22 protein-coding genes and 1 tRNA gene are annotated in these 25,989 nt (G+C 66.7%); 8 read left to right on the top strand and 15 right to left on the bottom strand.

Annotated features, from left to right (window positions below; translation table 11 throughout):
* Positions 1-4: 4 nt before the first annotated feature.
* Positions 5-3,148, top strand: coding sequence for a S8 family serine peptidase (locus GW587_RS00690; protein WP_166097425.1), 3,144 nt, complete (start codon positions 5-7; stop codon positions 3,146-3,148).
* 48 nt (positions 3,149-3,196) lie between these two features.
* On the opposite strand, the gene GW587_RS00685 is transcribed toward GW587_RS00690, so the two are convergent.
* From GW587_RS00685 to GW587_RS00675, 3 genes are read right to left on the bottom strand one after another with little or no spacing between them, the layout of a single operon-like run.
* On the bottom strand, positions 3,197-3,646 hold the full coding sequence (locus GW587_RS00685; RefSeq protein ID WP_166097423.1) for a hypothetical protein: 450 nt from the start codon (positions 3,644-3,646) through the stop codon (positions 3,197-3,199).
* Between the two features lie 29 nt (positions 3,647-3,675).
* Positions 3,676-4,680 (bottom strand): hypothetical protein, encoded by a 1,005-nt coding sequence (locus tag GW587_RS00680; RefSeq protein ID WP_166097421.1) that lies wholly within the window; start codon positions 4,678-4,680, stop codon positions 3,676-3,678.
* A gap of 50 nt (positions 4,681-4,730) precedes the next feature.
* Positions 4,731-5,879: a TIGR04552 family protein gene (locus GW587_RS00675; RefSeq protein ID WP_166097420.1), complete on the bottom strand. Its 1,149-nt coding sequence runs from the start codon at positions 5,877-5,879 to the stop codon at positions 4,731-4,733.
* A 158-nt stretch (positions 5,880-6,037) separates the two neighbouring features.
* Here GW587_RS00675 and GW587_RS00670 point away from each other — a divergent pair, with 158 nt between their 5' ends.
* The 4 genes from GW587_RS00670 to GW587_RS00655 all read left to right on the top strand — a co-directional run bounded on the left by GW587_RS00670 (position 6,038) and on the right by GW587_RS00655 (position 10,673).
* Complete coding sequence (locus tag GW587_RS00670) at positions 6,038-6,973, top strand: glycosyltransferase (protein WP_166097418.1); 936 nt, start codon at positions 6,038-6,040, stop codon at positions 6,971-6,973.
* On the top strand, positions 6,966-7,352 hold the full coding sequence (locus GW587_RS00665) for a GtrA family protein (RefSeq protein ID WP_166097417.1): 387 nt from the start codon (positions 6,966-6,968) through the stop codon (positions 7,350-7,352). The genes GW587_RS00670 and GW587_RS00665 overlap by 8 nt, the downstream gene beginning before the upstream one ends.
* Before the next feature lie 9 nt (positions 7,353-7,361).
* Positions 7,362-9,179: a cytochrome d ubiquinol oxidase subunit II gene (locus tag GW587_RS00660; protein ID WP_166097415.1), complete on the top strand. Its 1,818-nt coding sequence runs from the start codon at positions 7,362-7,364 to the stop codon at positions 9,177-9,179.
* 87 nt (positions 9,180-9,266) lie between these two features.
* On the top strand, positions 9,267-10,673 hold the full coding sequence (locus GW587_RS00655; protein WP_166097413.1) for a GntP family permease: 1,407 nt from the start codon (positions 9,267-9,269) through the stop codon (positions 10,671-10,673).
* On the opposite strand, the gene GW587_RS00650 is transcribed toward GW587_RS00655, so the two are convergent.
* Positions 10,615-11,421: a DNA-formamidopyrimidine glycosylase family protein gene (locus tag GW587_RS00650; protein ID WP_166097411.1), complete on the bottom strand. Its 807-nt coding sequence runs from the start codon at positions 11,419-11,421 to the stop codon at positions 10,615-10,617. The two genes, GW587_RS00655 and GW587_RS00650, sit on opposite strands and share 59 nt — an antisense overlap.
* Before the next feature lie 170 nt (positions 11,422-11,591).
* Here GW587_RS00650 and GW587_RS00645 point away from each other — a divergent pair, with 170 nt between their 5' ends.
* A complete protein-coding gene (locus GW587_RS00645) occupies positions 11,592-13,238 on the top strand; it encodes a M28 family metallopeptidase (RefSeq protein WP_229259237.1) in 1,647 nt (548 codons plus the stop codon).
* Between the two features lie 46 nt (positions 13,239-13,284).
* Here GW587_RS00645 and GW587_RS00640 read toward each other — a convergent pair whose 3' ends face one another.
* From GW587_RS00640 to GW587_RS00630, 3 genes are all read right to left on the bottom strand, one after another.
* On the bottom strand, positions 13,285-13,815 hold the full coding sequence (locus GW587_RS00640) for a CAP domain-containing protein (RefSeq protein WP_166097408.1): 531 nt from the start codon (positions 13,813-13,815) through the stop codon (positions 13,285-13,287).
* A 119-nt stretch (positions 13,816-13,934) separates the two neighbouring features.
* Entirely contained in the window at positions 13,935-15,734 is a 1,800-nt protein-coding gene (locus GW587_RS00635; protein ID WP_166097406.1) for a tetratricopeptide repeat protein, read from the bottom strand.
* 32 nt (positions 15,735-15,766) lie between these two features.
* Complete coding sequence (locus tag GW587_RS00630; RefSeq protein WP_166097405.1) at positions 15,767-16,627, bottom strand: CAP domain-containing protein; 861 nt, start codon at positions 16,625-16,627, stop codon at positions 15,767-15,769.
* A gap of 76 nt (positions 16,628-16,703) precedes the next feature.
* Between GW587_RS00630 and GW587_RS00625 the strand changes: the two genes are divergently transcribed.
* A complete protein-coding gene (locus GW587_RS00625) occupies positions 16,704-17,510 on the top strand; it encodes a class I SAM-dependent methyltransferase (protein ID WP_166097403.1) in 807 nt (268 codons plus the stop codon).
* A gap of 121 nt (positions 17,511-17,631) precedes the next feature.
* Here GW587_RS00625 and GW587_RS00620 read toward each other — a convergent pair.
* Together GW587_RS00620 and GW587_RS00615 are read right to left on the bottom strand one after the other, a co-directional pair.
* Positions 17,632-17,716: transfer RNA gene (locus tag GW587_RS00620), tRNA-Leu, on the bottom strand.
* A gap of 99 nt (positions 17,717-17,815) precedes the next feature.
* The gene (locus tag GW587_RS00615; protein WP_166097401.1) at positions 17,816-19,723 is read right to left on the bottom strand and encodes an AAA family ATPase; all 1,908 of its coding nucleotides are present in this window, start codon (positions 19,721-19,723) and stop codon (positions 17,816-17,818) included.
* Between the two features lie 441 nt (positions 19,724-20,164).
* Between GW587_RS00615 and GW587_RS00610 the strand changes: the two genes are divergently transcribed.
* Complete coding sequence (locus GW587_RS00610; RefSeq protein ID WP_166097400.1) at positions 20,165-20,569, top strand: hypothetical protein; 405 nt, start codon at positions 20,165-20,167, stop codon at positions 20,567-20,569.
* 6 nt (positions 20,570-20,575) lie between these two features.
* Here GW587_RS00610 and GW587_RS00605 read toward each other — a convergent pair whose 3' ends face one another.
* The 6 genes from GW587_RS00605 to GW587_RS00580 all read right to left on the bottom strand — a co-directional run bounded on the left by GW587_RS00605 (position 20,576) and on the right by GW587_RS00580 (position 25,973).
* On the bottom strand, positions 20,576-21,307 hold the full coding sequence (locus tag GW587_RS00605) for a substrate-binding periplasmic protein (protein WP_166097399.1): 732 nt from the start codon (positions 21,305-21,307) through the stop codon (positions 20,576-20,578).
* 65 nt (positions 21,308-21,372) lie between these two features.
* Entirely contained in the window at positions 21,373-23,097 is a 1,725-nt protein-coding gene (locus GW587_RS00600) for an ArnT family glycosyltransferase (protein ID WP_166097398.1), read from the bottom strand.
* Between the two features lie 101 nt (positions 23,098-23,198).
* The gene (locus tag GW587_RS00595; protein WP_166097397.1) at positions 23,199-23,468 is read right to left on the bottom strand and encodes a type B 50S ribosomal protein L31; all 270 of its coding nucleotides are present in this window, start codon (positions 23,466-23,468) and stop codon (positions 23,199-23,201) included.
* A gap of 170 nt (positions 23,469-23,638) precedes the next feature.
* Entirely contained in the window at positions 23,639-24,901 is a 1,263-nt protein-coding gene (gene rho, locus GW587_RS00590; protein WP_116991848.1) for a transcription termination factor Rho, read from the bottom strand.
* Between the two features lie 125 nt (positions 24,902-25,026).
* A complete protein-coding gene (gene trxA / locus GW587_RS00585; RefSeq protein WP_166097396.1) occupies positions 25,027-25,353 on the bottom strand; it encodes a thioredoxin TrxA in 327 nt (108 codons plus the stop codon).
* Positions 25,354-25,568: 215 nt separating this feature from the next.
* Entirely contained in the window at positions 25,569-25,973 is a 405-nt protein-coding gene (locus tag GW587_RS00580) for a response regulator (RefSeq protein WP_166097394.1), read from the bottom strand.
* Between the last annotated feature and the right edge of the window lie 16 nt (positions 25,974-25,989).

Raw genomic sequence — 25,989 nt, 5'->3', positions numbered from 1 at the left:
GAACATGAAACTCCGTCCTATCTCCACCGCTGTCCTGGTGTTGTTGTCCACGCTGGCGGTCACCGCCTCGGCCGACACCGAACGCCGTTCCTACATCGTGCAACTGACCGACAAGCCGGCCGCCACCTACACCGGCCAGGTCGCCGGCCTGGCCGCCACCATGCCGGCCCAGGGCCAGCGCCTGAACGTCGACGCGGCCGAAGTGCAAGCCTACATCAGCTATCTGGAAACCAAGCAGGCGGCCGTCATCAACACCGTCAACGCGGCCGAGATCACCAACAAATACGACGTCGTGTTCAACGGCTTCTCGGCGCTGCTGACCGACGACGAGGTGCGCGCGCTGAAGAAAAACGCCGGCGTCGCCGCCATCACCGCCGACTCCATCATGCAGATGGACACCAGCTACACCCCGGCCTTCCTGGGTCTGGACAAGGCCGGCGGCCTGTGGGAACAGCTGGGCGGCAAGGGCGCGGCCGGCGAGAACATCGTCATCGGCATCGTCGACGGCGGCATCTGGCCAGAGCAGCCGAGCTTTGCCGACCGCGTCGACGAGAGCGGCAATCCGAGCCACAGCGGCGCCACCCGCGTCTACGACGCGCCGCCGGCCAGCTGGAAGGGCGCCTGCGACACCGGCGAAGGCTTCGGCGTACAGAACTGCAACAACAAGCTGATCGGCGCGCGTTTCTACAAGCCTGCCGCCCAGACGCTGCACTGGAGCGAATTCAACTCGCCGCGTGACTCGGTGGGCGGTTCCAGCGGCGAAGGCGGCCACGGCGACCACACCGCCAGCACCGCCGGCGGCAATGCCGGCGTGACCGTCACCACCAACGGCGTCAACCTGGGCAAGATCACCGGCATGGCGCCGCGCGCGCGCATCGCCGCCTACAAGGTGTGCTGGACCGACGGCGTCACCGCCAAGAACGGCTGCGCCACCTCCAACAGCGTCTCGGCGATCAACCAGGCGGTCAAGGACGGCGTCAACGTCATCAACTTCTCGATCGGCCCAAGCGCCGGCGGCGGCGCCTTCGACGAAGCGACCGAACAAGCCTTCTTCGGCGCCGCCGCGGCCGGCGTGTTCGTCGCCGCCTCGGCCGGCAATTCCGGCCCGACCGCCACCGCGCCGGCGCCAGTGTCGCATATCAGCCCATGGCTGACCACCGTCGGCAACTCGACCCACGACCGCATCTACCTGGCCGACGCCGTGCTGGGCAGCGGCACCAAGGTCACCGGCGCGTCGAGCAACGCCAACACCCCGCCGGCCACGCTGATCCTGGCCAAGGACGCCGGCCTGGCCGGCGCCAACCCGGCCACCCTGGCGCAATGCTTCGGCGCCGCCGACAGCGTCGCACCGCTGCTCGATCCGGCCAAGGTGGCCGGCAAGGTGCTGGTCTGCGACCGCGGCAACAACGTGCTGGTCAACAAGAGCGCGAACGGCAAGAACGCCGGCGCGGTCGGCGTGATCATCGCCAACGTCGAGGGCGGCAACGCGACCATCATCAACCAGCCGCACAGCATTTCGACGCTGCACATCACCAAGGAAAACGGCAAGATCGTCAAGGATTACATCGCCGCCAGCAACGCCGGCACCGCCGCGCTGAACAACACGCGTCCGACCTTCGATCCGGCCGTCAAGGCGCCGATCATGAACGGCTCCTCGTCGCGCGGACCGAACGTGGCCAACGCCAACATCCTCAAGCCCGACCTGACCGCGCCGGGCACCGACATCCTGGCCGCCGTCTCCGCCGACCTGACCCCGGCGCAGCGCAACGCCGTGGCCGCCGGCGGCGTGGCGCCCGCCACCGACTGGGCGTTCTACACCGGTACCTCGATGGCCTCGCCGCACGTGGCCGGCATCGCCGCGCTGCTGAAACAGCGTCATCCGGGCTGGACCCCGGCCGCCATCAAGTCGGCCCTGATGACCACCGCCACCGACACCTATAGCGACGGTCTGAACGGCGCGGTAGCCTGGGACGCCACCGCGCGCACCACCGGCACCCTGCCATGGGGCCAGGGCGCCGGCCACATCGCACCGACCACGGCCGCCGACCCGGGCCTGGTGTACGACATCCAGCCGATCGAATACATCCGCTTCATGTGCGGCCAGGGTCAGGTCTACACCACCGCCCAATGCAGCGCAGCCGGTGGCGGCATCGCGGCGCAGAATCTGAACCTGGCCTCGCTGACCGCTGGCAACGTGCTTGGTTCGATGACGCTGACCCGCACCGTCACCAACGTCGGCGACGCCCGCGCCACCTACAACGCCAGCGCCGCCGTTCCCGGCTACACGGTGGTGGTGTCGCCGGCCACGCTGACGCTCGGCGCCGGCGCCTCCGGCACCTTCACGGTCAAGGTCACGCGCACCACCGCGCCGATCGACACCTGGGCCTACGGCAAGCTGGTCTGGACCGACGGCACCCATACCGTGCGCAGCCCGCTGACGGTGCGCGGCAGCGCGCTGGCGGCCCCGGCCATCGTGTCCAGCGAAGCGGCCACCGGCAGCAAGATCCTGACCGTCGGCACCGGCTTCAGCGGCGCGATGAGCGCGGTCAAGGCGCTGGCGCCGGCCACCGTGGAAAGCCGTGTCGTCGGACAGGCCAACACCAACGCCAACACCTCCAACCAGTGCTATGCGGGCGGCGCCACCGGCGTCAACCTGCATACGGTGACGATTCCGGCCGGCACCCTGGCGGCGCGCTTCTCGCTGTATGACGAGGACACCAGCGGCGGCGGCGTGTCCGACCTCGACCTGGTGGTCATCACCGGCACCTCGGTGGTGGGCAGCAGCGGCGGCGGGACCGCCAACGAGTCGGTGGTGCTGAACGCTCCGGCGGCCGGCACCTACAAAGTGTGCGTGATCGGCTACGCGCCGGTGGGCGGTTCGGCGAACTACAAGCTGTCGAGCTGGGTTCTGCAACCGACGTCGACCGCTGGTAACTTCAAGGTCAACGTGCCGGGCGCGGCTACCATCGGCGGTACCGCGACGGTCGGCATGAGCTGGTCGGCGCTGCCGGTCGGCAAACGCTACTTCGGCATGGTGAACTTCCTGCTGAACGGCGCCTTCCAGGGCTCGACCCAGGTCGAGATCGACACCACCGATCCGCTGCCGCTGTTTAAAAACTCGCGCGACAAGGAACGCCTGGCCTTCTAATCCTTGGCCGGCAATCGAAGCCCCGCACAGCAATGTGCGGGGCTTTTTTTATTTCTGGTTCGCTGGACCGCCGGGCGAGCCCGGCGACGCGGCGTTCAGCACGCAGCGGCCGGCGCGGCAGACGGCGCCGGGATCGCTGACCAGCGAGCAGGTCGACATCATGGCCGCGCGCGCGTCGTCGGCGCGGCGCGCGGCGCTGTGCTGTTCCGCCAGCGCCTTCAGCGCGGCGCCGTCGCTTTGCTTGCTGGACCAGGCCAGGTAGCGCTCCGGCCCGCCGCAGGCCTTGGCGCCGACGCCCAGGCTGTGGCATTGGCTGTCGCCGTCGCACGCGGTGTCGGCGTTCGCCTTCTGGACTTGCCGCCACAGCGCGGCGGTGGCTTCCGGCCCGGCCGGCGGCGATGCGGACGGCGTCGGCGGCGCTTGCGCACCGGCGCAGGCGACCAGGATCAGCAGGCTGGCCGGAGCCAGGCGCGACAGCGTGCCGAGGGAGGTTTTCATGCGTCCATGATGATCCAACACCGCCGCCATTACAAGGCTTCGCTCAATCGTGCCTTGCGCGCCAGACCGTCGGCGCCGAACAGCACCACGAATTCCGCCAGGCCCTTGCCGGCCGACGGGTAGGCGTAGCGCCACACCTGATAGCCGCTGTCGAACTCGATCATCTGCGCCGCCGGCCCCAGCCTGGCGCGCATCTGCTCGACGCTGCGGTGGTCGGGCGCGACCGCGGCGTTCAGCGGGCCGGGCGGGGCGTCGATGTCCTCGAACGACAGCAGCGTGTCGTCGGACCAGGCGCGGTCCCACAGCGGCGCGTAGTAGCTGCGGTCCAGCAAGACCTGGCAATCGCAGAAGGGCAGGGTGGCCGGCGTCTGCGTGCCGCCGGCGTACAGCGCGGCCAGCGGCAAGGTGGCGATGCGGGCGCCGTCGCGCAGGGTGACGCTGAACAGCGGCCGTTCGGCGAATAGCAGGTAGTTGCCGTCGGGCGCGGAGCAGACGCGGTCGGGGTCGGTCAGCACCTCGCCCAGCCAGGCGAACAGGCGCGAGTTGTTCGACAGCAGCCCGGCCTCGACCCCGACCCGGCATTCGAGCCGCAGGTCGCCGAGGCGGCGCATGCCGGGCGGCACGTCCGGACTGCGCACCTGGGCGCGCCAGGTCAGCGTCGCGGTCTTGCTGCTGGCGAGCAGCGCCGCGTCCTGCCGCAGCGCCAGCGCGTCGCGCGGCAGCGTGAAGGTGTGGTCGGGCGCGACCGCCACCGGCAGCGCCGTGGTGTCGCCGACCACGCGCAGGGTGATGCCGTCGAGCCGCGTGCTGGGCAGGCGCGGCAGCAGCTGGAAGCGCAGCGTCGCCTGCGGCGCCAGCGCGTGGTCGCGTTCGAAGCGGTCCATGCCGGCGATCATCTTGCGATACGACTTGTCGACCGGGTCGCGCGGCGCGCTGACGGTCACCCGCGTCGGCGGCTGCGGGGGCGGCGTCGGCGTCTGGGCGGCCGCGCCAACGGCGGCGGCGCCGATCCACATTGCAAGGGTTCTCTTCATCGTTGCCTCCTGCTCCATGGTAGGGCGGCGCGCGGATCGGCGGCGCACCGCTAGACGGCGGGCTGGCGCTCGATCCAGCGGATCAGGTCGCGGCCGAACACGCGGCCGCGCGCGGTGTCCAGCTGGCGCCGCTTGTAGGCGTCGTGGCTGGCCGGACCGCTCAGGCTGCGCTGGTAGCTGGCCTCGTCCATCAGCTGGATCTCGTACTCGAAGAAGAAGCCGACGTCGTAATCCTGCTCCGGCGCGGCGTCCAGCTGCTGCACGTGGATCATCTTGCGCACCGTGATCTGGATGCTGCTGAAGCCTTCGCCGCTGTGCGGGTTGTCGCAGCGGGTCTGCGGCTGCGACAGTTCGGCCAGCTCGGCGTCCATGATCCGCAGCAGCGCCAGCGGATACTCGTCGCTGTGCTCGAGGCGGGCACGGTACTTGGTGAAGATCTGCTTGGCCGCGTCGAGATCGAGCAGGGTGTTGCGGGTGCGGCCGGCGTCGACGTTGGTGACCGACAGCAAGTGCGCGCGCTGCAGGCTGCGCAGGGCCAGCAGGCATTCGAAGCGGGTGGCGAACACCAGCCGCACGCCCAGATGGTCGAAGATGTCGGCCGCCAGGTAAGCGGCTTTTTGCAGCAGCTTGAGCAGGATGCTGTTGCGGCCCTTGTTGTCCTTGCGGTCGTAGTGCAGCATCGGCAGGCAGATCTCGCCGTCGCTGAGGTAGTGGCGCTCGCCGTCGTGCAGGATCACCTCGTCGAGCGAGCCGAACACCTGGGCGCGGATGGCGTGGAAGTGGCGCAGCTTGAGGTTGTTGTCGATGTAGAAGATACCGTGCATCACCTTCAGCACCGCGCACGACCACATGCGCCGCGCGTCGACCTGCTGGCCGCGCAGCGAGGCGTACACCAGCAGCTGCAGCGGATCGTCGGGATGCGACACCTCGGGCGGGATCAGCGCCGCCTGGCCGGGGGCGAGAAAACTGCACAGGATGAAATCGACCGCTTCGCGGTGCGCCTTGCGGATCAGCGCCGGCGCCGCCGGCTGGTCCAGGTCGAAACCGTATTCGCGCACGAACTGGCGCGCGTCGTGCAGGTTGCGCAAGGCCAGCGCGCCCAGGTCGATCGCCGACACGCCGTTGGCGATCGCGTTGAGATAGCCCCAGTTGAGCGAAAACCTGCCGTCGCTTTTGAGCGAGGCGCGTGGTGCGGTCATGGCGTCCAGTACGAGCTGCGATATCCCAGTATTGCAGCCGCGCCAGTGGGCGTCAATCAATATCCGGTGCTTCACGGAACGACAATTTTTCCTTTTTCATAACAAAATTTTGGATGAAGTTATAATAGCTGCCTTGTTCACTACCACCAACCCGCGTCATGACTCCACGTATCGCCATCCTGGTGCCCTGCTATAACGAAGCGCTGACGATCGCCGCCATCGTGCGCGATTTCAACACCTACCTGCCGCAGGCGCAAGTCTATGTGTTCGACAACAATTCCACCGACGACACGGCGCGCATCGCGCGCGAGGCGGGCGCGGTGGTGCGCAACGTGCCGGCGCAGGGCAAGGGCAGCGTGGTGCGCCGCATGTTCGCCGACATCGAGGCCGACGCCTATGTGATGGTCGACGGCGACGACACCTACGACGCCAGCGTGGCGCCGCAGCTGGTCGATCGCTTGCTGGGCGAGGGGCTGGACATGGTGGTCGGCAACCGCGTCACCACCGAACAGGCCGCGTATCGCCTCGGCCATCGCTTCGGCAACGCGATGCTGACCGGCTGTGTCTCGTTCATCTTCGGCCGCACCTTCACCGACATTCTGTCGGGTTACCGGGTGTTCTCGCGCCGCTATGTCAAATCGTTCGCCGCGCACTCGGCCGGCTTCGAGATCGAGACCGAGCTGACGGTGCATTCGCTGGCGTTGCGCATGCCGGTGGCCGAAGTGTCCACCGTGTACAAGTCGCGGCCCGAAGGCTCGGTCAGCAAGCTCAACACCTATCGCGACGGCGTGCGCATCCTTGGCACCATTTTGCGCTTGTTCAAATCGGAGCGGCCGTTGGCCTTCTTCTCGATCTTCGCCAGCACCTGCGTGCTGTTGTCGTTGCTGCTGTCGCAGCCGCTGGTCGCCACCTATCTGCAAACCGGCCTGGTGCCCAGGCTGCCGACCGCCACGCTGTGCGCGTCGATGATGCTGCTGGGCGTGATTCTGCTGGTGTGCGGCATCGTGCTCGACGCCGTCACCAAGGGCCGCCTGGAACAGAAGCGCTTTGCCTACCTGGCGGTGGCCGCACCGCGACGGCCGGAACATGGCTAAAGCCGCCACGCAGCTGTTGCGCTTCGCCGCCACCGGCGTGATCGGTCTGGCGGCGGACGTCGCCGTGCTGTACGCCGCGCTGGCGCTGGGTTGCGACCATTACACCGGCCGCGTGCTGTCGTTCCTGGCGGCGGTGCTGGTCACCTGGCGCATCAACCGCCGCTATACCTTCACCCCGTCCGGCTCGCAATGGGCCGAGTGGTGGCGCTATCTGGGTGCGATGAGCGGCGGCGCGCTGCTCAACCTCGGCGCCTACACGCTGGTGCTGTGGCTGCTGCCGGCGGCGGCATGGCTGCCCGCGCTGGGCGTGGCGGTCGGCTCGCTGGCCGGCATGAGCGTCAACTTCCTGAGCGCCAAATACCTCGTCTTCAAATCCTGAGTGAGCAGCATGGATGTTCTCCTTGTCCGACTGGCGGCGCTGGACGCCTGGTGCGCGCGCCGTACCGCCTTCCTCAACCATCCGCGTGCCGGGCTGGTCGCCGCCGTGCTGGCGCCTTTGCTGCTGGGACTGGTGTCGCTGGCCAGCGGCCAGGACGATGGCTGGGACATGCGCAACTATCACCTGTACAACGTGTACGCGCTGCTCAACGGCCGCATCGGTTTCGACCTGGCGCCCGGCGCGTTCCAGAGCTATTTCAATCCGACCCTGGAACTGCCGTATTACCTGCTGAACCGCTGCTTGCCGCCGCGCCTGGCCGGTTTTTGCATGGGCGCGTTGCACGGGCTGAACTTCGTGCTGCTGGCGGCGCTGGCGCGGCGCTTGTGCGGCGACCGGCGCGTCGCGCTGTTGCTGGCCGGCGCCGGCATGTTCACGCCGGGCTTCCTGAGCGAGCTCGGCAACACCATGGGCGACAACCTGACCGCATTGCCGGTGCTGGGCGCGCTGTTGATGCTGGTGCATCACTGGGACGCCATGCGCCGTCCCGGCGCGGCGGCGGCGCTGGCCGCGCTGGGCGGCGGCTTGTTGATGGGCGCGGCCAGCGGTCTGAAGCTGACCAACGCGGTCTACGCGGTGGCGATGTGCCTGGCCTTGCTGGCGATCCCGCTGGCGCCGTGGCGCCGGCTGTGGCTGGCGTTCGTGTTCGGCGTCGGCGTGCTGGGCGGCATCGCGCTGACGGCCGGCTGGTGGTTCCTCAAGATGTGGCAGGTGTTCGGCAATCCGCTGTTCCCGCAATTTAACAACCTGTTTCACAGTCCGCTCGCGCCCGAAGCCGGCGTGATCGCCAGCATCTTCCTGCCGCGGGGCCTGCTGGAAAATCTGCTGTGGCCGTTCGTCTTCGCGCTGGATCCGGTGCGCGTCGGCGAGCTGCCGATGAAGCTGGCGCTCTGGCCCGTCATGTATCTGCTGGGCGCGCTGTTCATCGCGATGCGGCTGCGGCGCCGCACCGCCGGCACCGACGCGCGCGGCGGCTTGGTGCTGCTGTTCACCGGCATCGGCTACCTGGTGTGGATGCGGCTGTTCAGCATCCAGCGCTATCTGGTGCCGCTGGAGCTGATCGCGCCGCTGGTGATCTGGCTGTTGTGGCACGGCGTGGTGGCGTCGGCGCCGCTGGCGCGCCGCCTGGCGGGCGTGAGCGTGGCGCTGTTGGCGCTGTCGGTGTTCCCGGTCGCCAACTGGGGCCATGCGCCGTGGGCCGACCGCAACGTCGAGGCCCAGGTTCCGGCGATGGCCGCGCCGGCGTCCAGCGTGATCTTCATCGCCCACCTGCATCCGCCGATGGGCTGGATGGCGATGTTCATGCCGCCGCAGGCGCGGGTGGTGCGGCTGGGCGGCATGCCGGAATCGCCGGGCTATCTGCAGCGCTTGCGCGACGTCATCGCCGAGCGGCCGGGGCCGCACTATGTGATGCTGGCGTCGAGCAAGAATGAAAAGCTGGCGGCCTTGCAGCGCAAGCTGTCCGCCGCGCGGGCGCTGGGGCTGACCGACGACGCGGCCGGCTGCGGCAAGCTGGCCTGGCTGATGCGGCACATCCGTTTCCAGGCCACGCTGCGCGGCCTGCCGTCCGGCGGCTGCACGCTGGATTTGCCGCCGCAGCATCAGCTGGACCTGGCCGCGCTGGACCGCGAGATCGTCCGCACCGCCGGCCGCGACATGGCGCGCTTCGGGCTGGGCGTCGATGCCGCCAGTTGCGTGGTGTACCAGGCGGCGGTCGGCAAGGAACCCTACCCCTACCAGTGGTGCCGGGTGACGCGCGCGCCCGATTGACGCGCCCGGCTACGTACTACTGCGCGGTTGGGCCGGCGCGACTGCGACTACAATGAGCAAGTTATTTCCACCCTTACAGGCGTCCGCATGTCATTTCTCATTGTTCTCGCCGCGCTGGCGTTCCTGATGCTGGCCGCGTATCGCGGCTACAGCGTGATCCTGTTCGCGCCGATCGCGGCGCTCGGCGCGGTGCTGCTGACCGATCCCGGCGCGGTGGCGCCGGTGTTCAGCGGCATCTTCATGGACAAGATGGTCGGCTTCATCAAGCTGTATTTCCCGGTATTCCTGCTGGGCGCGGTGTTCGGCAAGCTGATCGAGCTGTCCGGCTTTTCCGAGTCCATCGTGGTGGCGGCGATCAAGTACATCGGCCGTTCGCGCGCCAACGCGGTGATCGTGGCCGTGTGCGCCTTGCTGACCTATGGCGGCGTGTCGCTGTTCGTGGTGGTGTTCGCGGTGTATCCGTTCGCGGCCGAGCTGTATCGTCAAAGTAATATCCCGAAGCGGCTGATGCCGGGCGCGATCGCGCTGGGGGCGTTTTCGTTCACCATGGATTCGCTGCCGGGCACGCCGCAGATCCAGAACATCATTCCCACCACCTTCTTCAAGACCACCGGCTGGGCGGCGCCGTGGCTGGGCACGATCGGTTCGCTGTTCATCATCGTGGTCGGGCTGACTTACCTGGAATGGCGCCGCCGCGCCGCGATGGCGAGCGGCGAGGGCTACGGCGTCACCGGCGACAAGGACAAGGCGGCGCAGGGCGGCGTGGCCGGCGCGTTGCCGCATCCGCTGCTGTCGGTGGCGCCGCTGGTGCTGGTGGGCGTGGCCAACTTCACGCTGACCAAGATGATCCCCGGCTGGTACGGCGACAGCTACGCGCTGACGGCCGACGCCTTGCCCGGCCTGCACGCGCCGGTGACGCTGCCGATCAAGAGCGTGATCGGCATCTGGGCGGTGGAGGGCGCGCTGTTGCTGGGCATCCTGCTGGTGCTGGCGACCGCGTTCGCGCGGGTGCGCGACAGCTTCGCCGACGGCACCAAGGTCGCGGTCGGCGGCGCGCTGCTGGCGGCGATGAACACCGCCTCCGAGTACGGCTTCGGCGGCGTGATCGCGGCCTTGCCGGGTTTCCTGACGGTCAGCGACGCGCTGCGCAGCGTGCCCGATCCGCTGGTCAATGCGGCGGTGTCGGTCAGCTCGCTGGCGGGCATCACCGGCTCGGCCTCGGGCGGCATGAGCATCGCCCTGGCGGCGATGTCGGATGCCTTCATCGCCGGCGCCCATGCGGCGCAGATTCCGCTGGAGGTGCTGCACCGCGTGGTGGCGATGGCCAGCGGCGGCATGGACACCTTGCCGCACAACGGCGCCGTCATCACGCTGCTGGCGGTGACCGGGCTGACGCACCGGCAATCTTACAAGGAGATCTTCGCCATCACCGTCATCAAGACGCTGGCGGTGTTCTTTGTGATCGCGGTCTACTATCTGACCGGACTGGTGTAAGCGCGGCCGGCGCCGGATATTGTTTCTGGCAGTTGGTGCAGAAAAAGCTGCGGCGCCTGGTCTTGCCCAGGTGGCCCTTGTGGAACGGGATGTCGCAGCGCGGACAGATCTTCCTGGTGTGCGCCAGCCAGTGCTGCTTCAGCACCGAGGCCTTTTTCCATTTGAGGAAATCGAAACTGTACGCGCGCGCCTGCGCCACCAGCTGGCGCAACTTGGCGGCCGGCAGCGCGCCGACGGTGGACAGCGGATGGAGGCGGATGCGGAACAGCACCTCGTTCTTGATGATGTTGCCGACGCCGGCGAAGATGGTCTGATCCAGCAGCGCGTCGCACACCAGCGTGTCCGGTTCGGCGCGCAGCTTCTTCAGCGCCCACGCCGGCTCCCATTGCGCCGACATCACGTCGCCGCGCCAGTCGTATTCGCGGTCGAGGTCGTGCTCCAGCCGCTTGACCGAGCAGGCGTAGAAATTCAATTCCCCGCTGTCGTCGAATTCCAGGCTCAGCCTTGGCGGACTGTCCTTGCGCTCGTTGATGCGGTAGCTGCCGAACATCATCAGATGGATGCGCAGCGCGACCTCCGGCGTCTGGATCAGGAAGTGCTTGCCCCAGCTGCGCAAGTCCAGCAGCGGCTGGCCGGCCAGCGCGTCGAAGTCGATGCCCTTGCTGTTGCCGTGCGCGCGCTGGATGGTCTTGCCGACAAAGCCGGCCGCCTGTTCGCGCAGGATGACGATCGATGGTCCTTCGGGCATGGCGCTCTCCGCAGCATTGGGGAGCTTCAGTCTGCGCCGCCGCCGCCGGCGCCACCGTGCGTTAAATCACCGTGCGGAAATAATGCCGGGTCGCCGGCGCGGCGGCATTGCCCGGTGCGGTGTTTCGTGGCACTATCCTCGCTTCTTTGCTTGACTTGATGGAGAGACGCTTGAAAAACACCATGCTTGTAATGTCGCTGGTCGCCGCCGCCTCGGCGCACGCCGCCGGTCCCGAGTTCGACGCCAAGCGCATGTCGCAGGACGTCAAAACGCTGTCGTCCGACGCATACGAGGGCCGTGGCCCGAACACCGCCGGCGAGACCAAGACCGTCGCCTACCTGATCGAACAATTCAAGGCCGCCGGCCTGCAACCGGGCGGCGACCTGGTCAAGGGCAAGCGGGTCTGGACCCAGGACGTGCCGCTGGGCCGCTTCGAGATCAAGGGCCCGGTCAAGCTGACCATCAACGACGCCAAGGGCGCGCAGGAAATCCGCCAGGGCGACGACATGGCGGTGCGCGCCGCCATGGACGGTTCCAGGCAGGTCGACTTCAAGAACGCGCCGCTGGTGTTCGTCGGCTACGGCGTCACCGCGCCGGAGCGCAAGTGGGACGATTTCAAGGGCCAGGACCTGAAGGGCAAGCTGGCCGTGGTGCTGATCAACGACCCGGACTTCGAGACCGGCGCCGGCGACTTCGGCGGCAAGGCCATGACCTACTACGGCCGCTGGACCTACAAGTATGAAGAGATGGCCAAGCGCGGCGCGCTGGGCACCATCATCGTGCACGAGACCGCGCCGGCCTCCTACGGCTGGAACACGGTCAAGAACTCCAACACCAACGTCATGTACGACATCGTGCGCAAGCAGCCGAAGCTGGCGCACGCGACCATGGAGTCGTGGATCCAGCGCGACCTGGCGGCCGATCTGTTCAAGCGCGGCGGCCAGGATTTCGAGGCGCTGAAGAAACTGGCGCAGACGCGCGAATTCAAGCCGGTCGAGCTGAAGGGCGTGACGCTGTCGGCGCACTACGCGGTGGACGCGCAGGTCATCACGTCGAAGAACGTGGCGGCGCGCATCGCCGGCACCAAGGCGCCGAACCAGACCGTGATCTACAGCGGCCACTGGGACCATCTGGGCATCGGCCTGCCGGACGCCAAGGGCGACAAGATCTACAACGGCGCGGTCGACAACGGCACCGGCATCGCCGCGCTGCTGGAACTGGCGCGCGTCTACGGCAAGGCCCCGGCGCCGGCGCGCAGCGTGGTGTTCCTGGCGGTGACGGCCGAAGAAAAAGGCTTGCTCGGTTCCGAATACTACTCGGCCAATCCCTTGTATCCGCTGGCGACCACCGTCGGCGTGATCAATATGGACGCCCTGAGCCCGGAAGGCGTGGCGCGCAACTTCACCATTTCCGGCAGCGCCAAGCTGGATCTGCTGGATCAGCTGGTGGCCAAGGCCAAGCAGTGGAACCTAGTGTACGCGCCCGATCCGAAACCGGAAGCGGGCCACTTCTTCCGCTCCGACCACTTCCCGTTCGCCAAGCGCGGCGTGCCGGCCATCTCCTACGGTTCGGGCGACGATCTGGTCGACGGCGGCCTGGAGGCCGGCCACAAGGCCGAGGAAGCTTATGTGACCAACAACTACCACCAGCCGTCCGACGAGTGGAGCGCCAAGTGGAGTTTCGCCGGCATGTCGCACGACCTGGGCATGTTGTATTCGCTGGGCCGCGACTTGGCCGAATCGAAGGACTGGCCTAACTGGTCCAAGGACGCCGAGTTCCGCGCCGCGCGCGACGCCACCGCCGCGCAACGGCAATAAGCATGGCATGTCCGGCGCGGCGCTCCGCGTTGCGCCGGCAACCGCTTCAGGAACCGCGCGCGAGCTGGACCTGGGCCACCGTGCGCGGCGTGCCGAACATCTGGGTCCAGTAGTAGACGCCGGCGTCCTGTTCGGCGGTCAGGCCGTAGGCGGCGCCCATTTCGGTGAAGTTGGGGTTCATGATGTTGGCGCAATGGCCAGGGCTGCTCAGCCAGCCGGCCAGCACCGCCTGTGGCGTCGGCTGGCCGAAGGCGATGTTCTCGCCGATGCGTTGCCAGGCGTAGCCGGCGCGCTGCGAGCGCACGTCGGCCCGGCTGCCGTCCTTGGCGGTGTGGCTGAAATATTGTTGCGCCGCCATGTCCTGGCTGTGCCCCAGCGCCGCCGATTCCAGCATCGAATTCCTGCGCAGCGGCGGCGCGGCCGGGTATTGCTTGCCGCCGCAGCTGCGGCCTTCGGCACGGGCCGCGTTCACGCCGTCAAGGATGATTTGCCCGGCGTCGCTCCACTCGGGCGCGGCAAAAGCCGCCAGCGGCAGGCAGGCGGCGAAGAAGAGAGCGGCGTTGATCTTGAGTCCCATGGCGCATTCCTTGATGTAGGGCAACTTAGATAGTACATTGCCCTACGGATACATGCACGGGAAAACTGTACCGAACGCATCTTTTAATTCTGTTCGGCAACACTCACGACTGAACCGCTTTACAAGCGCGACAGCGCCGGCCCTCCGGGTTCGCCCAGCCAGGTGGTGGCAAAACGCTTGCGCGCCGCCTCCAGCGCCGCTTTGTCGCCGCGCAGGCGGTACACCTCCATCAAGCCGCTGAGCGCCCAGCCGTTGCTGGGCGTGCGCGCCAGCGAGGCGCGCAGCACCTGTTCCGCCTCGTCCCTCCTGCCGGCGCGGATCAGGGCCGCGCCCAGCGACTGCCGCACCGGGTAGTACCAGTACGGCGGCTCGGTGTAGGGCAGGCCGTCCTGGATCTCGACCGCCTGCCGGTAGGCCACGATGGCGGCCGGCAGGTCGCCCGCCGCTTCGGCCAGCCGGCCGTTGGCGACCGCGCGCGCGGTCTGCGCGATCTGCTGCGCCGGCACATTGGCGTCGGCGATCGGCTTCAGCGCGCCGCCATCCTCGATCTCCTCGATCGCCTTGACCTCGCGCCGGCCCGCCGCGACGTCGCCGTTGCGCGCGTGGCCGACCGCGCGCGCGTAATGCCACATCGCCTTGACCAGCGCGAAGTCGTCGCCGGGATCGGGCAGGGCCAGCAGGGTCTCGGGACTGCTGAACTGGACGTGCGAGAAGTACGGCGCCGCCTTGACCGGCTGCATCACGGCGAAGTCCTTCAGCAGCTCCGCCGGCAGCGACTGGTCCAGCTTGGCCGCCGCGCCGAGCGCGGTCCTGCCGTCGCCGCCCATCAGCGCCGACACCATCACGAAGTGGATGTTGTGCGGATAATAGGCGCCCTTGTAGACCGGATCGCTGGCCGCGCCGCGGAAGTATTTTTCATCGATGGCGATGGCGTCCAGGTTGCTTTGCAGCGCGTCCTTGTACTGGCCGACGCGGTAGTAGATGTGCGACGGCATGTGCACGATGTGGCCGGCGCCGGGGATCTGCGCCGCCAGCCGGCGCGCGTAGGGCAGCGCCCGCTCCGGCTGGGTCGAGGCTTCCACCGCGTGGATGTAGTAGTGGCTCGCGCCCGGATGGTCGGGGTTGCGCTTGAGGACGGATTCCAGTGCCGCCACCATCTCGGCGGTGCGGCCTTTCGCCCGGGCGCCGCCGGCCTGCCAATAATCCCACGGCGACAAATCCATCAGCGCCTCGGCGAACAGCACCTGGATGGTGTCGTTGGCCGGGAAGGCGCGCGCGGCGTCGGCCATCGCATCGGCGTAGGCCTGGTCCAGCGGCGCGCGGTCCTGCGGCGGCTCGGCGGCGTAGCGGCGCGCCACCGCGCGGATCAGCGCCTGCTCGGCCGGCGTGGCGCGCGCGGCCAGGCTGGAGGCGCGCGCGGCGGCGGCCGCCGCCGGCGCCACCGCCGCCGGGAACATCGGCGCGTTGATGTTGGGGCCGAGCACCAGCGCCTCGCCCCACCAGCACATGGCGCAGTTCGGATCGAGTTGCTGCGCGGCGCGGAAGGCGCGCGCCGCTTCCGCATGGTTGAAGCCGAAGGTCAGGCGCATGCCCTGGTCGAAGTAGGCCTGGGCCTTGCGGTTGCCGGTGGTGACCGGCACGTGCAGCTTGCCGAGATCCGGATACAGCGGCGGCGTGCCGTCGGCCGCCGGCGCCGGCGTTTGCTGCGCCGGCTGGAACGGCTTGGTCTCGGCCTGCGTCTGCACCAGGAGCGCCAGCAACGGCGGGCGTCCCGTTTGTGCCGCCGAGCAAACGGCGGCGCCGTCAAGCAAGGGATCGAAGGTGGCGGCGCCGGGCGAGGAAGGAAGGAAGGTCAGCGTCAGGCCGCTGGCGCCGGCGGTGGCGGCGGCGACGACGCGGGTGATGGTGGAAGTTTTCATAGCGCCTCCTGCGTCAGAGTGCAGGCTTTAGTTTAGCGCGGTTTGCCGAGCACCTGCGTCCAGTAGACGATGCCGGCATGCTGCTCGGCGGTCATGCCGTAGGCCGCGCCCATCTCGGTGAAGTCGGGGTTCATGATGTTGGCGCAGTGGCCGGGGCTGGTCAGCCAGCCGTCCAGCGCGGCCTGCGGCGTATTCTGGCCGAAGCCGATGTTCTCGCCGATGCGCTGCCAGGCGTAGCCGGCGCGCAGCGAACGGGCGCCGACCAAGCTGCCGTCCTTGGCGACATGGCTGAAGTAGCGCTGCGCCGCCATGTCCTGGCTGTGCGCCAGCGCCGCCGCGCCGAGCGCCGGATTCCAGCGCAGCGGCGGCGCCGGCGGATAGGCCTGCTTGCCGCAGGTGCGCGCCTCGGCGCGGAAGGCGTTGACGCCGGCAAGGATGACCTGGCCGGCGTCGCGCCAATCGGGATAGCTGATCGACGGCGGCGGCGGCGCCGGGCGCGCCAGGATCACGGTCCAGTCGGCGCCGCTGCGGTAGGCGCCGATCGCGGCGTAGGCGGGACTGAGCAGCGTGGCGCAGTAGCGCTTGCGCAGCGCCGCCATCGCACCCTGGACGTTGGCCGCGCCGCTGATGAACAGCGCGTCGGCCAGCTCGGTGGCGTAGCCGGCGCGCTCCAGCGCCGCTTCGATGATATCGCCCGGGCCGAGGCGGATGGCCGACAACACCGGCTGCGGCGTCAGCGGCTGCATCGGCTCGGCGGCGGCGCCGTCGCAACTGCCCGGCGCGGCGCGGTAGGCGTTGACCAGCGCCGTCAGCCGTTCGCTATCCTGCGCGGCGGCCGCCGGCGGCAGGCAGGCGGCGGCGACGGCGATGACGGCTTTCACTCTGAAACCCATTGACTATACTTCCTTGTTGTACGGCGAATCACCACATTATCCCTTGCTTTAAGGCATCTTTGCATAGGAGGTTGTCATGAGCGCAGATTTTAATGCTATAAAACAACGCCAACAGGCGAGCTGGGCCAGCGGCGATTTCGCCGTGGTCGGCGTCACGCTGCAAATCGTCGGGGAAGAGTTGGCCGAGGCCAGCGACATCCGCGCCGGCGAGCGCGTGCTCGATATCGCGGCCGGCAACGGCAACGCCACACTGGCCGCCGCGCACCGTTTCGCCCAGGTCACCTCGACCGACTACGTGCCGGCGCTGCTGGACAAAGGCCGCCGCCGCGCCGAGGCCGAAGGTTTGACGGTGCAGTTCCAGGTGGCGGACGCCGAGGAGTTGCCGTTCGAAGACGGCAGCTTCGATGTCGCGCTGTCGACCTTCGGCATCATGTTCGCGCCGGACCACGCGCGTTCATCGGCCGAGATGCTGCGCGTGGTGCGCGGCGGCGGCCGTCTCGGCATGGCGAATTGGACGCCGGACGGCGTGGTCGGCCAGTTGTTCAAGACCATCGGTAAATATTTGCCGCCGCCGGCCGGCGTGAAGTCGCCGGCGCTGTGGGGCACGGAAGAATATCTGCGCGAGCTGTTCGGCGGCGGCGCCGCGAAGCTGCACATCGAGCGCAAGCATTTCAACTTCCGCTACGCCTCGCCGGCGCACTGGATGCAGGTGTTCCGCGACTACTACGGCCCGGTGCACAAAGCCTTCGCCGCGCTCGACGAGCAGGGCGTGCTGGCGCTGGAGCAGGATTTGTTCGCCTTGCTGGACCGCTTCAACACGGCCGGGGAAACGTCGCTGGTGGTGCCGGGGGAATATCTGGAAGTGGTGGTGACACGCGCGTGATGAGTGCCCGCCGGCCCGACATAATAGCCATATCGCCCAAGATATTTAGACAACAAAAAACCCGCTGCTCCGATGAGACAAGCGGGTTTTGCGATTTCTTATACATCTTGCAGCTGAGTTTTGGTGCCTCGGGCCGGAATCGAACCGGCACGCCTTGCGGCGGCGGATTTTGAGTCCGCTGCGTCTACCAGTTCCACCACCGAGGCAACGCGACCCGCATTATCACTGATTTGCCGACCCGCCGCAAGCCCACCACCAATGTTTTTTATCTTTGAACAAGTTTCCCTGCCATCGATAACGCGCGCTCACGCCGCTACTTGCGCCGCCGCGTGCGACTGCTGTTGTTCCATCAGCGCGAAGATGGCGTCCTTCGACAGTACGTACTGATCCATCAGCACATCCTTGAGCTCGCTGATCTGCGCGCGGTAGTCGCCGATCGACTGCAAGGTGTAGCTATACAGCTCGTCCGCCTTGGCTTGCACCTGGTCCAGGTCGTTCTCCTGGTTCTTGAACTGGCTGTAGTCGAGCTTGGAGCGCGAGTACATCGATAGCTTGTTGACCATCAGGTCCAGCATCGTGGTGGCTTTCTGGATGTCGTTCTGGCTGCCGACCGAGATGCCGCGGGCGCCGTAGAACAGTTCCTCGGCCGCGACGCCGCCGTACAGCTGGATCACGTCGCGTTCCAGCTCCTCCAGCGTGCGCAGCGCGACGTCGTCCGAGGCCGACAGCACATAGCCCAGCGCGCCCAGCTTGGACACCGATTCGGTGCTGATCTTCAGCAGCGGCGAGCGTTCCTTCACCTGCGCCAGCGTCATGCCTTCGCGCAGCCACGGGTCGATCTGCATGAAGAAGTGGCCCAGCTCGTGCAGGGCGACGCGTTCGCGCTGCCGGGTCTTTTCGGCGGTGGTGGCGCGGTCGGTCAGGCCGATGGTGGCGCGTTCGAAGGCGCGGAACATCAGCTCGGTGTTGATGATGGCTTTTTCCTGGATCGCGATCATGCTGGCGCGCTCGACCACCGTCTGCAGCAGCGCCGGGCTGAGGTTGGCGGTGATTTCCGCGACCTGGTCCAGCTGCAATTCCTCCCAGTCGACGCAGCCGTCGGCCTTGCGCCCCAGGAAGGCGCGCAGCAGTTCGCGCCGTTCGCTCTTGTTCGGCAGGCGGAAGTTGATCTTGACCGAGAAGCGGCGCAGCATCGCTTCGTCCATCTGCGACGAGGCGTCGTCGAAGTTGGAGGCGACCACCCAGATCACGCCCGCGCCCTGGTCGCTGCGCACGCCGTCGAGCAGGCCGAGCAGGGTGTTGGCGGTGTCGTCTTCCCATTTCTTTTCGCCGCGTCCGCGCGGCATGAACAGGCCCTGCGCTTCGTCGAGGAAGATGATGCAGCTGCCGCGCGCGCAGGCCTTGCGGTGCAGCGCGTGCAGCGCCTTGGAGCCGCCGCCGATGTAGCCCGATTCCAGCGCCGAGGCCGAGGCCTGGATCAGCGGCACGTCGAGCCGCTTGGCCAGGTAGCCGGCCAGCTTGGTCTTGCCGGTGCCGGCCGGGCCGGTCAGCATGACGTTGAACGGTTTGTCGATGTCGTGCTCGCGGTAGACGGCGCGGTTGCGGATCATGTCCTCCAGGTGCAGCACTTCCTGCTTGATGTCTTCCATGCCGATCAGGTCGTCCATGCTGCCCCCCAGCTGGTCCGGGTTGAGCACGCTGGCGGAGACGCCCATGCCCGGCAGCGCGTGGCGCAGCAGGAACAGCGCCAGGCCGACCAGCAGAATGTCGACCGCGTGCCGGCGCAGGAAGCCGCCGGTGCGCGCCATGATGCCGCTGTCGTCGTCCTGCAGCAGCGCCTTGTGCGACGCCAGGTAGTCGTCGCGCGCGATGGCGTAGGGGATATTGTTGCGCAGCAGGACTTCGCGCTCCAGGCTCAGGTGCGTGCTGCCCGGCACCTTGACCACGTACAGCATCGGATCGCCCTTCATCTTGTAGATGTAGCGCGGCGCGTCCGATTGCGGCAGCGCCACCAGCAGGTAGTCCAGCTTGGCGCGCTGGGCCGGCAACGCGGTGATCTGCGCGATGTCCTGCGAGCGCAACATCGGCGCGGCGTCCTGCGGCACGTCGGCGCGCCAGCTGAACAGCGCGATCAGCGCCAGCACCGCCACCGCCAACGCGGCGCGAATGTAATTTTTCCGCAGTGCGGATCGGATTTTGTAAAGAGTATGCATATGCGTGTGTGCTATCCAGCCAGGATGGAGGCAGCATAGTGTCGGGCTGGGCGCGAGGGCGGGGCGCAGCAGCCGAGGCCGCCATTGCCGGCGCGCAGGATGGGGCGCGGCCGGTGTTGCTAACGTGTCTTATCAACTTGTCTTGCGAAACGAACATGCCATGCGGCAACTCGCTCATATTCCAACTATAGCGGTACCTCGGGCGTTTGTCTCGGGTCGGCGCGAAAAAAAATGGCGGGCGCAACAGTTCAAGCGGGCGGCGTCGCCGGCGCGCCGTTTGTCGCGCCTTTTTGCATTTGATGCCCGCGCTTTCACCGCTCGTCGCATGTGCCGGAATTTGTCGGCGGACTTTGCTAATCTGCCTACGTCCACTGCTCAACAACCCAATCACAGCGGTGGCTCCCGGCAGTTAATCGAACCTACAACCTTTTGGAGCACACCATGAAATCCACCCTGTCCCGCATCGCCGCCGCCCTCGTTTTCACCTCGCTGTTCGCCGCCGGCGCGCAGGCCGCCGCTCCCGACGCCGCCGGCGATGCGGTGCGGATCACGGCGCCCGCCGCCTACCATCTGGCGCCGCAGGAGTTCCAGGATTACTTGAACGCTTATGCCTTGAGCAATGGCGACTCGATGAAATTTTCGCAGCGCCTGAATCGCTACTACACCACCGTCAAGGGCGAGTCGCGGGTCGAGATTTTCGCGGTGGCGCCGGGCGTGTTCGTGACCAAGAATGGCGCCACGCTGAAGTTCAGCGAAGACGGCGAGGCGCTGGCCATCGACAACTACGAGCGCATGCGCGTCACTGCGGTGCTGCCGACCAACACCATCGTCACCGCGCGCCGTTGAGGCGGTCTACTTCGGGACCCAGTTGTCGTACTTGCGTTCCAGCCGCGCCATGGTGCCGTCGCGCCGCATCTCCGCCAGGGCGGCGTTGAGTCTGTCGATCAACTCGTCCGGCACCGCTGGATTGCAGGCCAGGTAGACCTTGACGCGGTTGAACACCAACAGCGGCACCACCTTCTCCGACCAGCCGAACTGGCGCGGCGCGGGGCCGGTGCGCATCGCGACCGCCCACAGGTCGATGCGGTTGAGCAGCAGCTTTTGCGGATTGACCGAATCGTTGCTGACGGCGTCGACGTTGAAGCCGCGGCTGCGCAGGTAGTCGTCGCTGGCGTTGCCGACATAGGTGCCGATGCGCAGCTTGCGCGCGTCCTCGATGGTCTTGAGCGGAAACTCGTGGTCGGCCAGGCCCCAGAACTGCCACTCGGCCTCGTCGGTCGGCCCCACCCATTTGAACAGCGCTTCGCGCTCCGGCGTGCGCGAGGTCGAATAGACGCAGGTCTGGCCGCGCTTCTGCGCCATCATGTAGGCGCGCTTCCACGGCAGCAGGTCGATGGTGTAGTCGGTGCCGGTGCGCGCCATCATTTCGCGGATCTTGTCGGTCTCGCGGCCGGTGACGCCGTCCGGTCCCAGCATGCTGGACGGCGGCGAATGCTCGGTGGTGATGCTGAGCGGCGCGGCGGTGCCGGCGCTGGCGCCGGCGCAGCTCGCTGCGAGCAGGAATGTCAGGATGATATGTCGCATGGGCGGGCCGCTTTCTTGCTGAAAGCATAGCAGCAATGCGTTTTTCCGCGCAACACCGCCGACGTTCAATCGGCGCGGCGGTAAAGGCGGAAGCGTTCCTGGCGGTCGGACGGCCGGCGGCCTTCCCATAGCAGCGTCCATTGCTTGCCGTCGTGCTGGGGATCGCGGTCGCGGCTGTCGCGCGGTTTGACGTTATCCTGCAACAACAGCAGCTTGCACTCGCCGCCTTCGACGCCGGCGAACGGCAGCTGGGCGTAATAGGCGAACGAAGCGCGCTGCGCCGGCCCGACGTTGCTCTCGATGCAGCCCGGGTTGGCCGGCAGCTGGTCGGCGATCTGGCGCGCCACGCCGGCGTAGCTCTTGCTGTAGTTGACGTCCGGCAGGAACAAGGTCATCAGCAGGATCCAGATCAGGATCAAGCCGCCCGACGACAGCACCACCGCGCGCCACAGCACCGACGGCTGGCGCGAGATGCGCCAGTACACCAGCACGAACCAGCCCGCCGTGGCCGCCAGCGCCACCAGGAAGGCGATCCAGCCCAGTTCCGGGGTGAAGCCCGGCACCAGCTTGAGCGCGTTCTTGGCGGCCCGCGCCGGGGTGCCGGTCAGCTTGGCGATCCAGAAGATCCAGATCACGGCGGCGCACAAGGTCAGCGCCATCACCGAGAACCAGTCGATGGCGTTGATGGCGCCGCGCTTCATGGTCAGCAGGCCGAACGCGGCCATCACCGCCAGCGGCGGCAGCAGCGGCAGCAGCTGGCCTTGCTCGGGCGCCGGATGGAACAGCGCCAGCAGCGATCCCATGCCGACGAAGGCCAGCGGCACCACGATGTGCAGCACGCCGCGCTGGCGGCGCCAGGCCCATACCGCCCAGCCGGCGAACGGCCAGGCCGGCCAGAAGAACCAGACGCCGACGCGGAAGAAGAATTTCAGGGAGAACCAGCTCGGCAGGCTGAGTTGCAGCCAGTTCCAGCCCAGCCAGGCGTTCAGCGGTTGCTGGTGGTAGGGTTCCAGCCATTGCGCCGGCAACAGCCACAGCGCGATGACGGCGGCGCCGACCACGATCGTGGCGCCGAGGTCGCGCGCGGCGCGGATCGCCGGCTGGGCCAGGAAGCGGGTGCAGGCGAACAGGGCCAGCATCAGGAACACCGGCGTGACCCAGCCGCGCGTCAGCGCCAGCAGGCCGACCGCCAGCCCGCTCAGCGCGGCGTTGCGCAGCGATGGCGTCTCGACGTAGCGCACGGTGCGGTACAGCAGCAGCGCGGTCAGCGACACCTGCATCGCTTCCGACGTGGTCTCGTGGCTGTGCAGCAGCAGGCCGAGGCAGCCGAGGTAGATCAGCACGGCGGCGTCGGCCAGCGTGCGGCCGAAGTCGTCCGGCTCGGGCTGGCCGCCGAAGGCCAGGCGCAGCGGTTGCGCGTCCTGCCGGCGCCCCAAATGGAAGGTGGCGTACCACAGCGACAGTACGCCGAGCAGGAACACCGCGATGGTGCCGATGTGGGCGCCCATGACGTCGCCCCACAGCCAGCCGGTCAGCTTGATGCCCAGCGCGCCCAGCCAGAAGGCCAGCGGGCCTTCGTCCGGCAGCGACAGGCCGGCGATGTTGGGCCACAACCAGTCCTGCCAGCTGCCGTGCGCCATGGTCCACATGATGCCGAAGCTGGCGGCGTCGTCGTTCTTCCACGGTTCGCGGCCGATCAGGCCGGGCAGGATGTACAGCATGCCGAGGGCGAACAGGGCCCAGCGCGGCAATGCCAGGGTAGCGGCGGCGGGAAGACGGACTGGCTTCATCGATCAGTGTACAAGTTGAGGTAGAACGGGAGTATGAGGCAAACAAACAAAAAAAGCAGCCGGAGGCTGCTTTTTTGAGAGCGACTGGGAGAACCCGGTGCTTAGGCGTTGGCGACCGAAGTTTTCGAACCGACGGTACCGAACTTCTGGCGGAATTTCTCAACGCGGCCAGCGGTGTCGACAATTTTGTGTTTGCCGGTGTAGAACGGGTGCGATTCAGCCGATACCTCGATCTTGATCAGCGGGTATTCTTTACCGTTGTGCTCGATCTTTTCGCGGGTCTGGATGGTCGAACGGGTGACGAATTTGAAGTCGCACGACAGGTCGTGGAACACCACTTCGCGGTAATCTGGATGGATTTCTGGTTTCATTTTAAGGCTTTCGGTTGGGTCGGTAGCCAAACAGCACTTCGTCGGTCGATCCTGCTTCTTGACCCGATTGCCGCTCACTTGCCTGATTAAAAATACTGCGATCGGCGATTATACAGCCGTAAACGCAAACGGGCAACCGAAGTTGCCCGTTCATCATGATTAGCCGCGGCTTATCCGCCTCGACGCATCATGTCGAAGAACTCACCGTTGTTCTTGGTGGCCTTCATCTTGTCGAGGATGAACTCCATCGCTTCGATCTCGTCCATCGAGTACAGCAGCTTGCGCAGGATCCAGATCTTCTGCAGCTGGTCCGGCTTGATCAGCAGTTCCTCGCGGCGGGTGCCCGATTTGTTCAGGTTGATCGCCGGGTAGACGCGTTTCTCGGCCAGGCGGCGCTCCAGGTGCACCTCCATGTTGCCGGTACCCTTGAATTCCTCGTAGATCACGTCGTCCATGCGCGAGCCGGTTTCGATCAGCGCGGTGGCGATGATGGTCAGTGAGCCGCCTTCTTCGATATTGCGCGCGGCGCCGAAGAAGCGTTTCGGACGCTGCAGCGCGTTGGCGTCGACACCACCGGTCAGCACCTTGCCGGAGGCAGGGATCACGGTGTTGTAGGCGCGCGCCAGGCGGGTGATCGAATCCAGCAGGATGATCACGTCTTTTTTCATTTCGACCAGGCGCTTGGCTTTTTCCAGCACCATCTCGGCGACCTGCACGTGGCGGGTGGCCGGTTCGTCGAAGGTCGAGGCGACCACTTCGCCGCGCACCGAACGCTGCATCTCGGTCACTTCCTCAGGACGTTCGTCGATCAGCAGCACGATCAGCGTGCAGTCCGGATGGTTGGCGGTGATCGCGTGCGCGATGTGCTGCAGGATCACCGACTTGCCGGATTTCGGCGACGCCACCAGCAGGCCGCGCTGGCCCTTGCCGATCGGCGCGATCAGGTCGATGATGCGGCCGGTGATGTTTTCCGTGCCGTTGATGTCGCGTTCCAGGCGCAGCGGCTCGTTCGGGTGCAGCGGCGTCAGGTTCTCAAACAGGATGCGGTGCTTCGAGGCTTCCGGCGATTCGCCGTTGACCTTGTCTACCTTGACCAGCGCGAAATAGCGCTCGCCGTCTTTCGGGGTGCGCACTTCGCCTTCGATCGAATCGCCGGTGTGCAGGTTGAAGCGGCGGATCTGGGATGGCGAGATGTAGATGTCGTCGGTCGACGCCATGTAGCTGGCGTCCGGCGAGCGCAGGAAGCCGAAGCCGTCCGGCAGCACTTCCAGAGCGCCGTCGCCGAAGATCTGTTCACCGGATTTCGCGCGCTTTTTCAGGATCGCGAACATCAGCTCCTGTTTGCGCAGACGCGCCGCGTTGTCGATATCAAGACCGATGGCCATCTCCAGCAATGCCGAGACGTGTAGGGCCTTTAATTCAGATAGATGCATATTGTTTGAGTATCCCGTGACGGGAAGGTAAAGGTAGGGGAGGGAACTGCGTGGTTGTCTCTAAGTTATTTATTAAGCGGCGCCACAGGCGCGGCGCCGCTTGGTGCAGCAGGCGATATCTTATCTTAGATATTGCTGTCGATGAAAGAGGTCAGCTGGCCTTTTGCCATCGCGCCAACCTTTTGAGCGGCCGGTACGCCGTTCTTGAACAGGATCAGGGTCGGGATGCCGCGGATGCCGAACTTGGCAGGCACCTGCTGGTTCGAATCGACGTCCATCTTGGCGATCAGGATCTTGCCGTCGTATTCCTTGGCCACTTCTTCCAGGATCGGGGCGATGCTCTTGCAAGGACCGCACCATTCGGCCCAGAAATCGACCAGAACCGGACGATCGGACTTCAGTACGTCTGCGTCAAAAGAAGTATCGGTGATGTGTTTGATATTTTCGCTCATATTTTCCTCAATCGAGGTCAGTGGGATCAATAACGCCCTGGGGTGATGCCATCTTGAATCGCCCCTGACGTTGCCGGTAATGGGCAGCAGATGGAGGTCGATTACGCGAATTCAATGTCTTGGATTAGGGATGGCAACAAGGTCGGCAGGCGGGGATGGCTGAAATAATAACCCATTTTTTAAAAATGTGCGGCGGAATGTCGAAACCCGCTAAATTATTTGCCTGAATCGCCATTCCGCCCTGGACAGCGCGCCGCCGCGCGCGCCATCAGCGCGGTCAGCGTCTCGAGGTCGAGCGGTTTGGCGCAGGCGTCGAGGATGGCCAGGCCCTGCGCTTCCGCCAGCCGGGCGGCGGTCCGCAGCACGGCGGCGTCGACGCCCGACAGCAGCACCACACAGCCAAGGTATTGCTGCGCCGCCGCAAGGCGCAGGAAGTCGATCCCGTCCATGACCGGCATCGCCAGGTCGCAGATCACCAGGTCCGGCGGGCGCAGGCGCAGCTCGATCAGCGCGCGCCGGCCGTCGGTTTCGCGGATCACCTCGTGCGGCCCGAGGCCGCCGATCATGTCGGCCAGCAGTTCCAGCATGAATCCATCGTCGTCCAGCAGCAGTACCCGCATGCAGTTCCTTATATTT

Source organism: Duganella aceris, assembly GCF_011090165.1.
GTDB classification, from domain to species: Bacteria; Pseudomonadota; Gammaproteobacteria; order Burkholderiales; family Burkholderiaceae_D; genus Rugamonas; species Rugamonas aceris.
Note: the sequence above shows the minus strand (reverse complement) of the source record. Positions and strands in the feature narration are given on the sequence as shown.

Coding starts and splice junctions, on each gene's coding strand:
- trxA (WP_166097396.1), bottom strand. CDS start 25,353: ATGAGCGAAAATATCAAACACATCACCGATACTTCTTTTGACGCAGAC.
- GW587_RS00680 (WP_166097421.1), bottom strand. CDS start 4,680: ATGAAGAGAACCCTTGCAATGTGGATCGGCGCCGCCGCCGTTGGCGCG.
- GW587_RS00630 (WP_166097405.1), bottom strand. CDS start 16,627: ATGGGTTTCAGAGTGAAAGCCGTCATCGCCGTCGCCGCCGCCTGCCTG.
- GW587_RS00600 (WP_166097398.1), bottom strand. CDS start 23,097: ATGAAGCCAGTCCGTCTTCCCGCCGCCGCTACCCTGGCATTGCCGCGC.
- GW587_RS00670 (WP_166097418.1), top strand. CDS start 6,038: ATGACTCCACGTATCGCCATCCTGGTGCCCTGCTATAACGAAGCGCTG.
- GW587_RS00580 (WP_166097394.1), bottom strand. CDS start 25,973: ATGCGGGTACTGCTGCTGGACGACGATGGATTCATGCTGGAACTGCTG.
- GW587_RS00640 (WP_166097408.1), bottom strand. CDS start 13,815: ATGGGACTCAAGATCAACGCCGCTCTCTTCTTCGCCGCCTGCCTGCCG.
- GW587_RS00690 (WP_166097425.1), top strand. CDS start 5: ATGAAACTCCGTCCTATCTCCACCGCTGTCCTGGTGTTGTTGTCCACG.
- GW587_RS00650 (WP_166097411.1), bottom strand. CDS start 11,421: ATGCCCGAAGGACCATCGATCGTCATCCTGCGCGAACAGGCGGCCGGC.
- GW587_RS00665 (WP_166097417.1), top strand. CDS start 6,966: ATGGCTAAAGCCGCCACGCAGCTGTTGCGCTTCGCCGCCACCGGCGTG.
- GW587_RS00655 (WP_166097413.1), top strand. CDS start 9,267: ATGTCATTTCTCATTGTTCTCGCCGCGCTGGCGTTCCTGATGCTGGCC.
- GW587_RS00595 (WP_166097397.1), bottom strand. CDS start 23,468: ATGAAACCAGAAATCCATCCAGATTACCGCGAAGTGGTGTTCCACGAC.
- GW587_RS00635 (WP_166097406.1), bottom strand. CDS start 15,734: ATGAAAACTTCCACCATCACCCGCGTCGTCGCCGCCGCCACCGCCGGC.
- GW587_RS00615 (WP_166097401.1), bottom strand. CDS start 19,723: ATGCATACTCTTTACAAAATCCGATCCGCACTGCGGAAAAATTACATT.
- rho (WP_116991848.1), bottom strand. CDS start 24,901: ATGCATCTATCTGAATTAAAGGCCCTACACGTCTCGGCATTGCTGGAG.
- GW587_RS00685 (WP_166097423.1), bottom strand. CDS start 3,646: ATGAAAACCTCCCTCGGCACGCTGTCGCGCCTGGCTCCGGCCAGCCTG.
- GW587_RS00675 (WP_166097420.1), bottom strand. CDS start 5,879: ATGACCGCACCACGCGCCTCGCTCAAAAGCGACGGCAGGTTTTCGCTC.
- GW587_RS00605 (WP_166097399.1), bottom strand. CDS start 21,307: ATGCGACATATCATCCTGACATTCCTGCTCGCAGCGAGCTGCGCCGGC.
- GW587_RS00625 (WP_166097403.1), top strand. CDS start 16,704: ATGAGCGCAGATTTTAATGCTATAAAACAACGCCAACAGGCGAGCTGG.
- GW587_RS00610 (WP_166097400.1), top strand. CDS start 20,165: ATGAAATCCACCCTGTCCCGCATCGCCGCCGCCCTCGTTTTCACCTCG.
- GW587_RS00660 (WP_166097415.1), top strand. CDS start 7,362: ATGGATGTTCTCCTTGTCCGACTGGCGGCGCTGGACGCCTGGTGCGCG.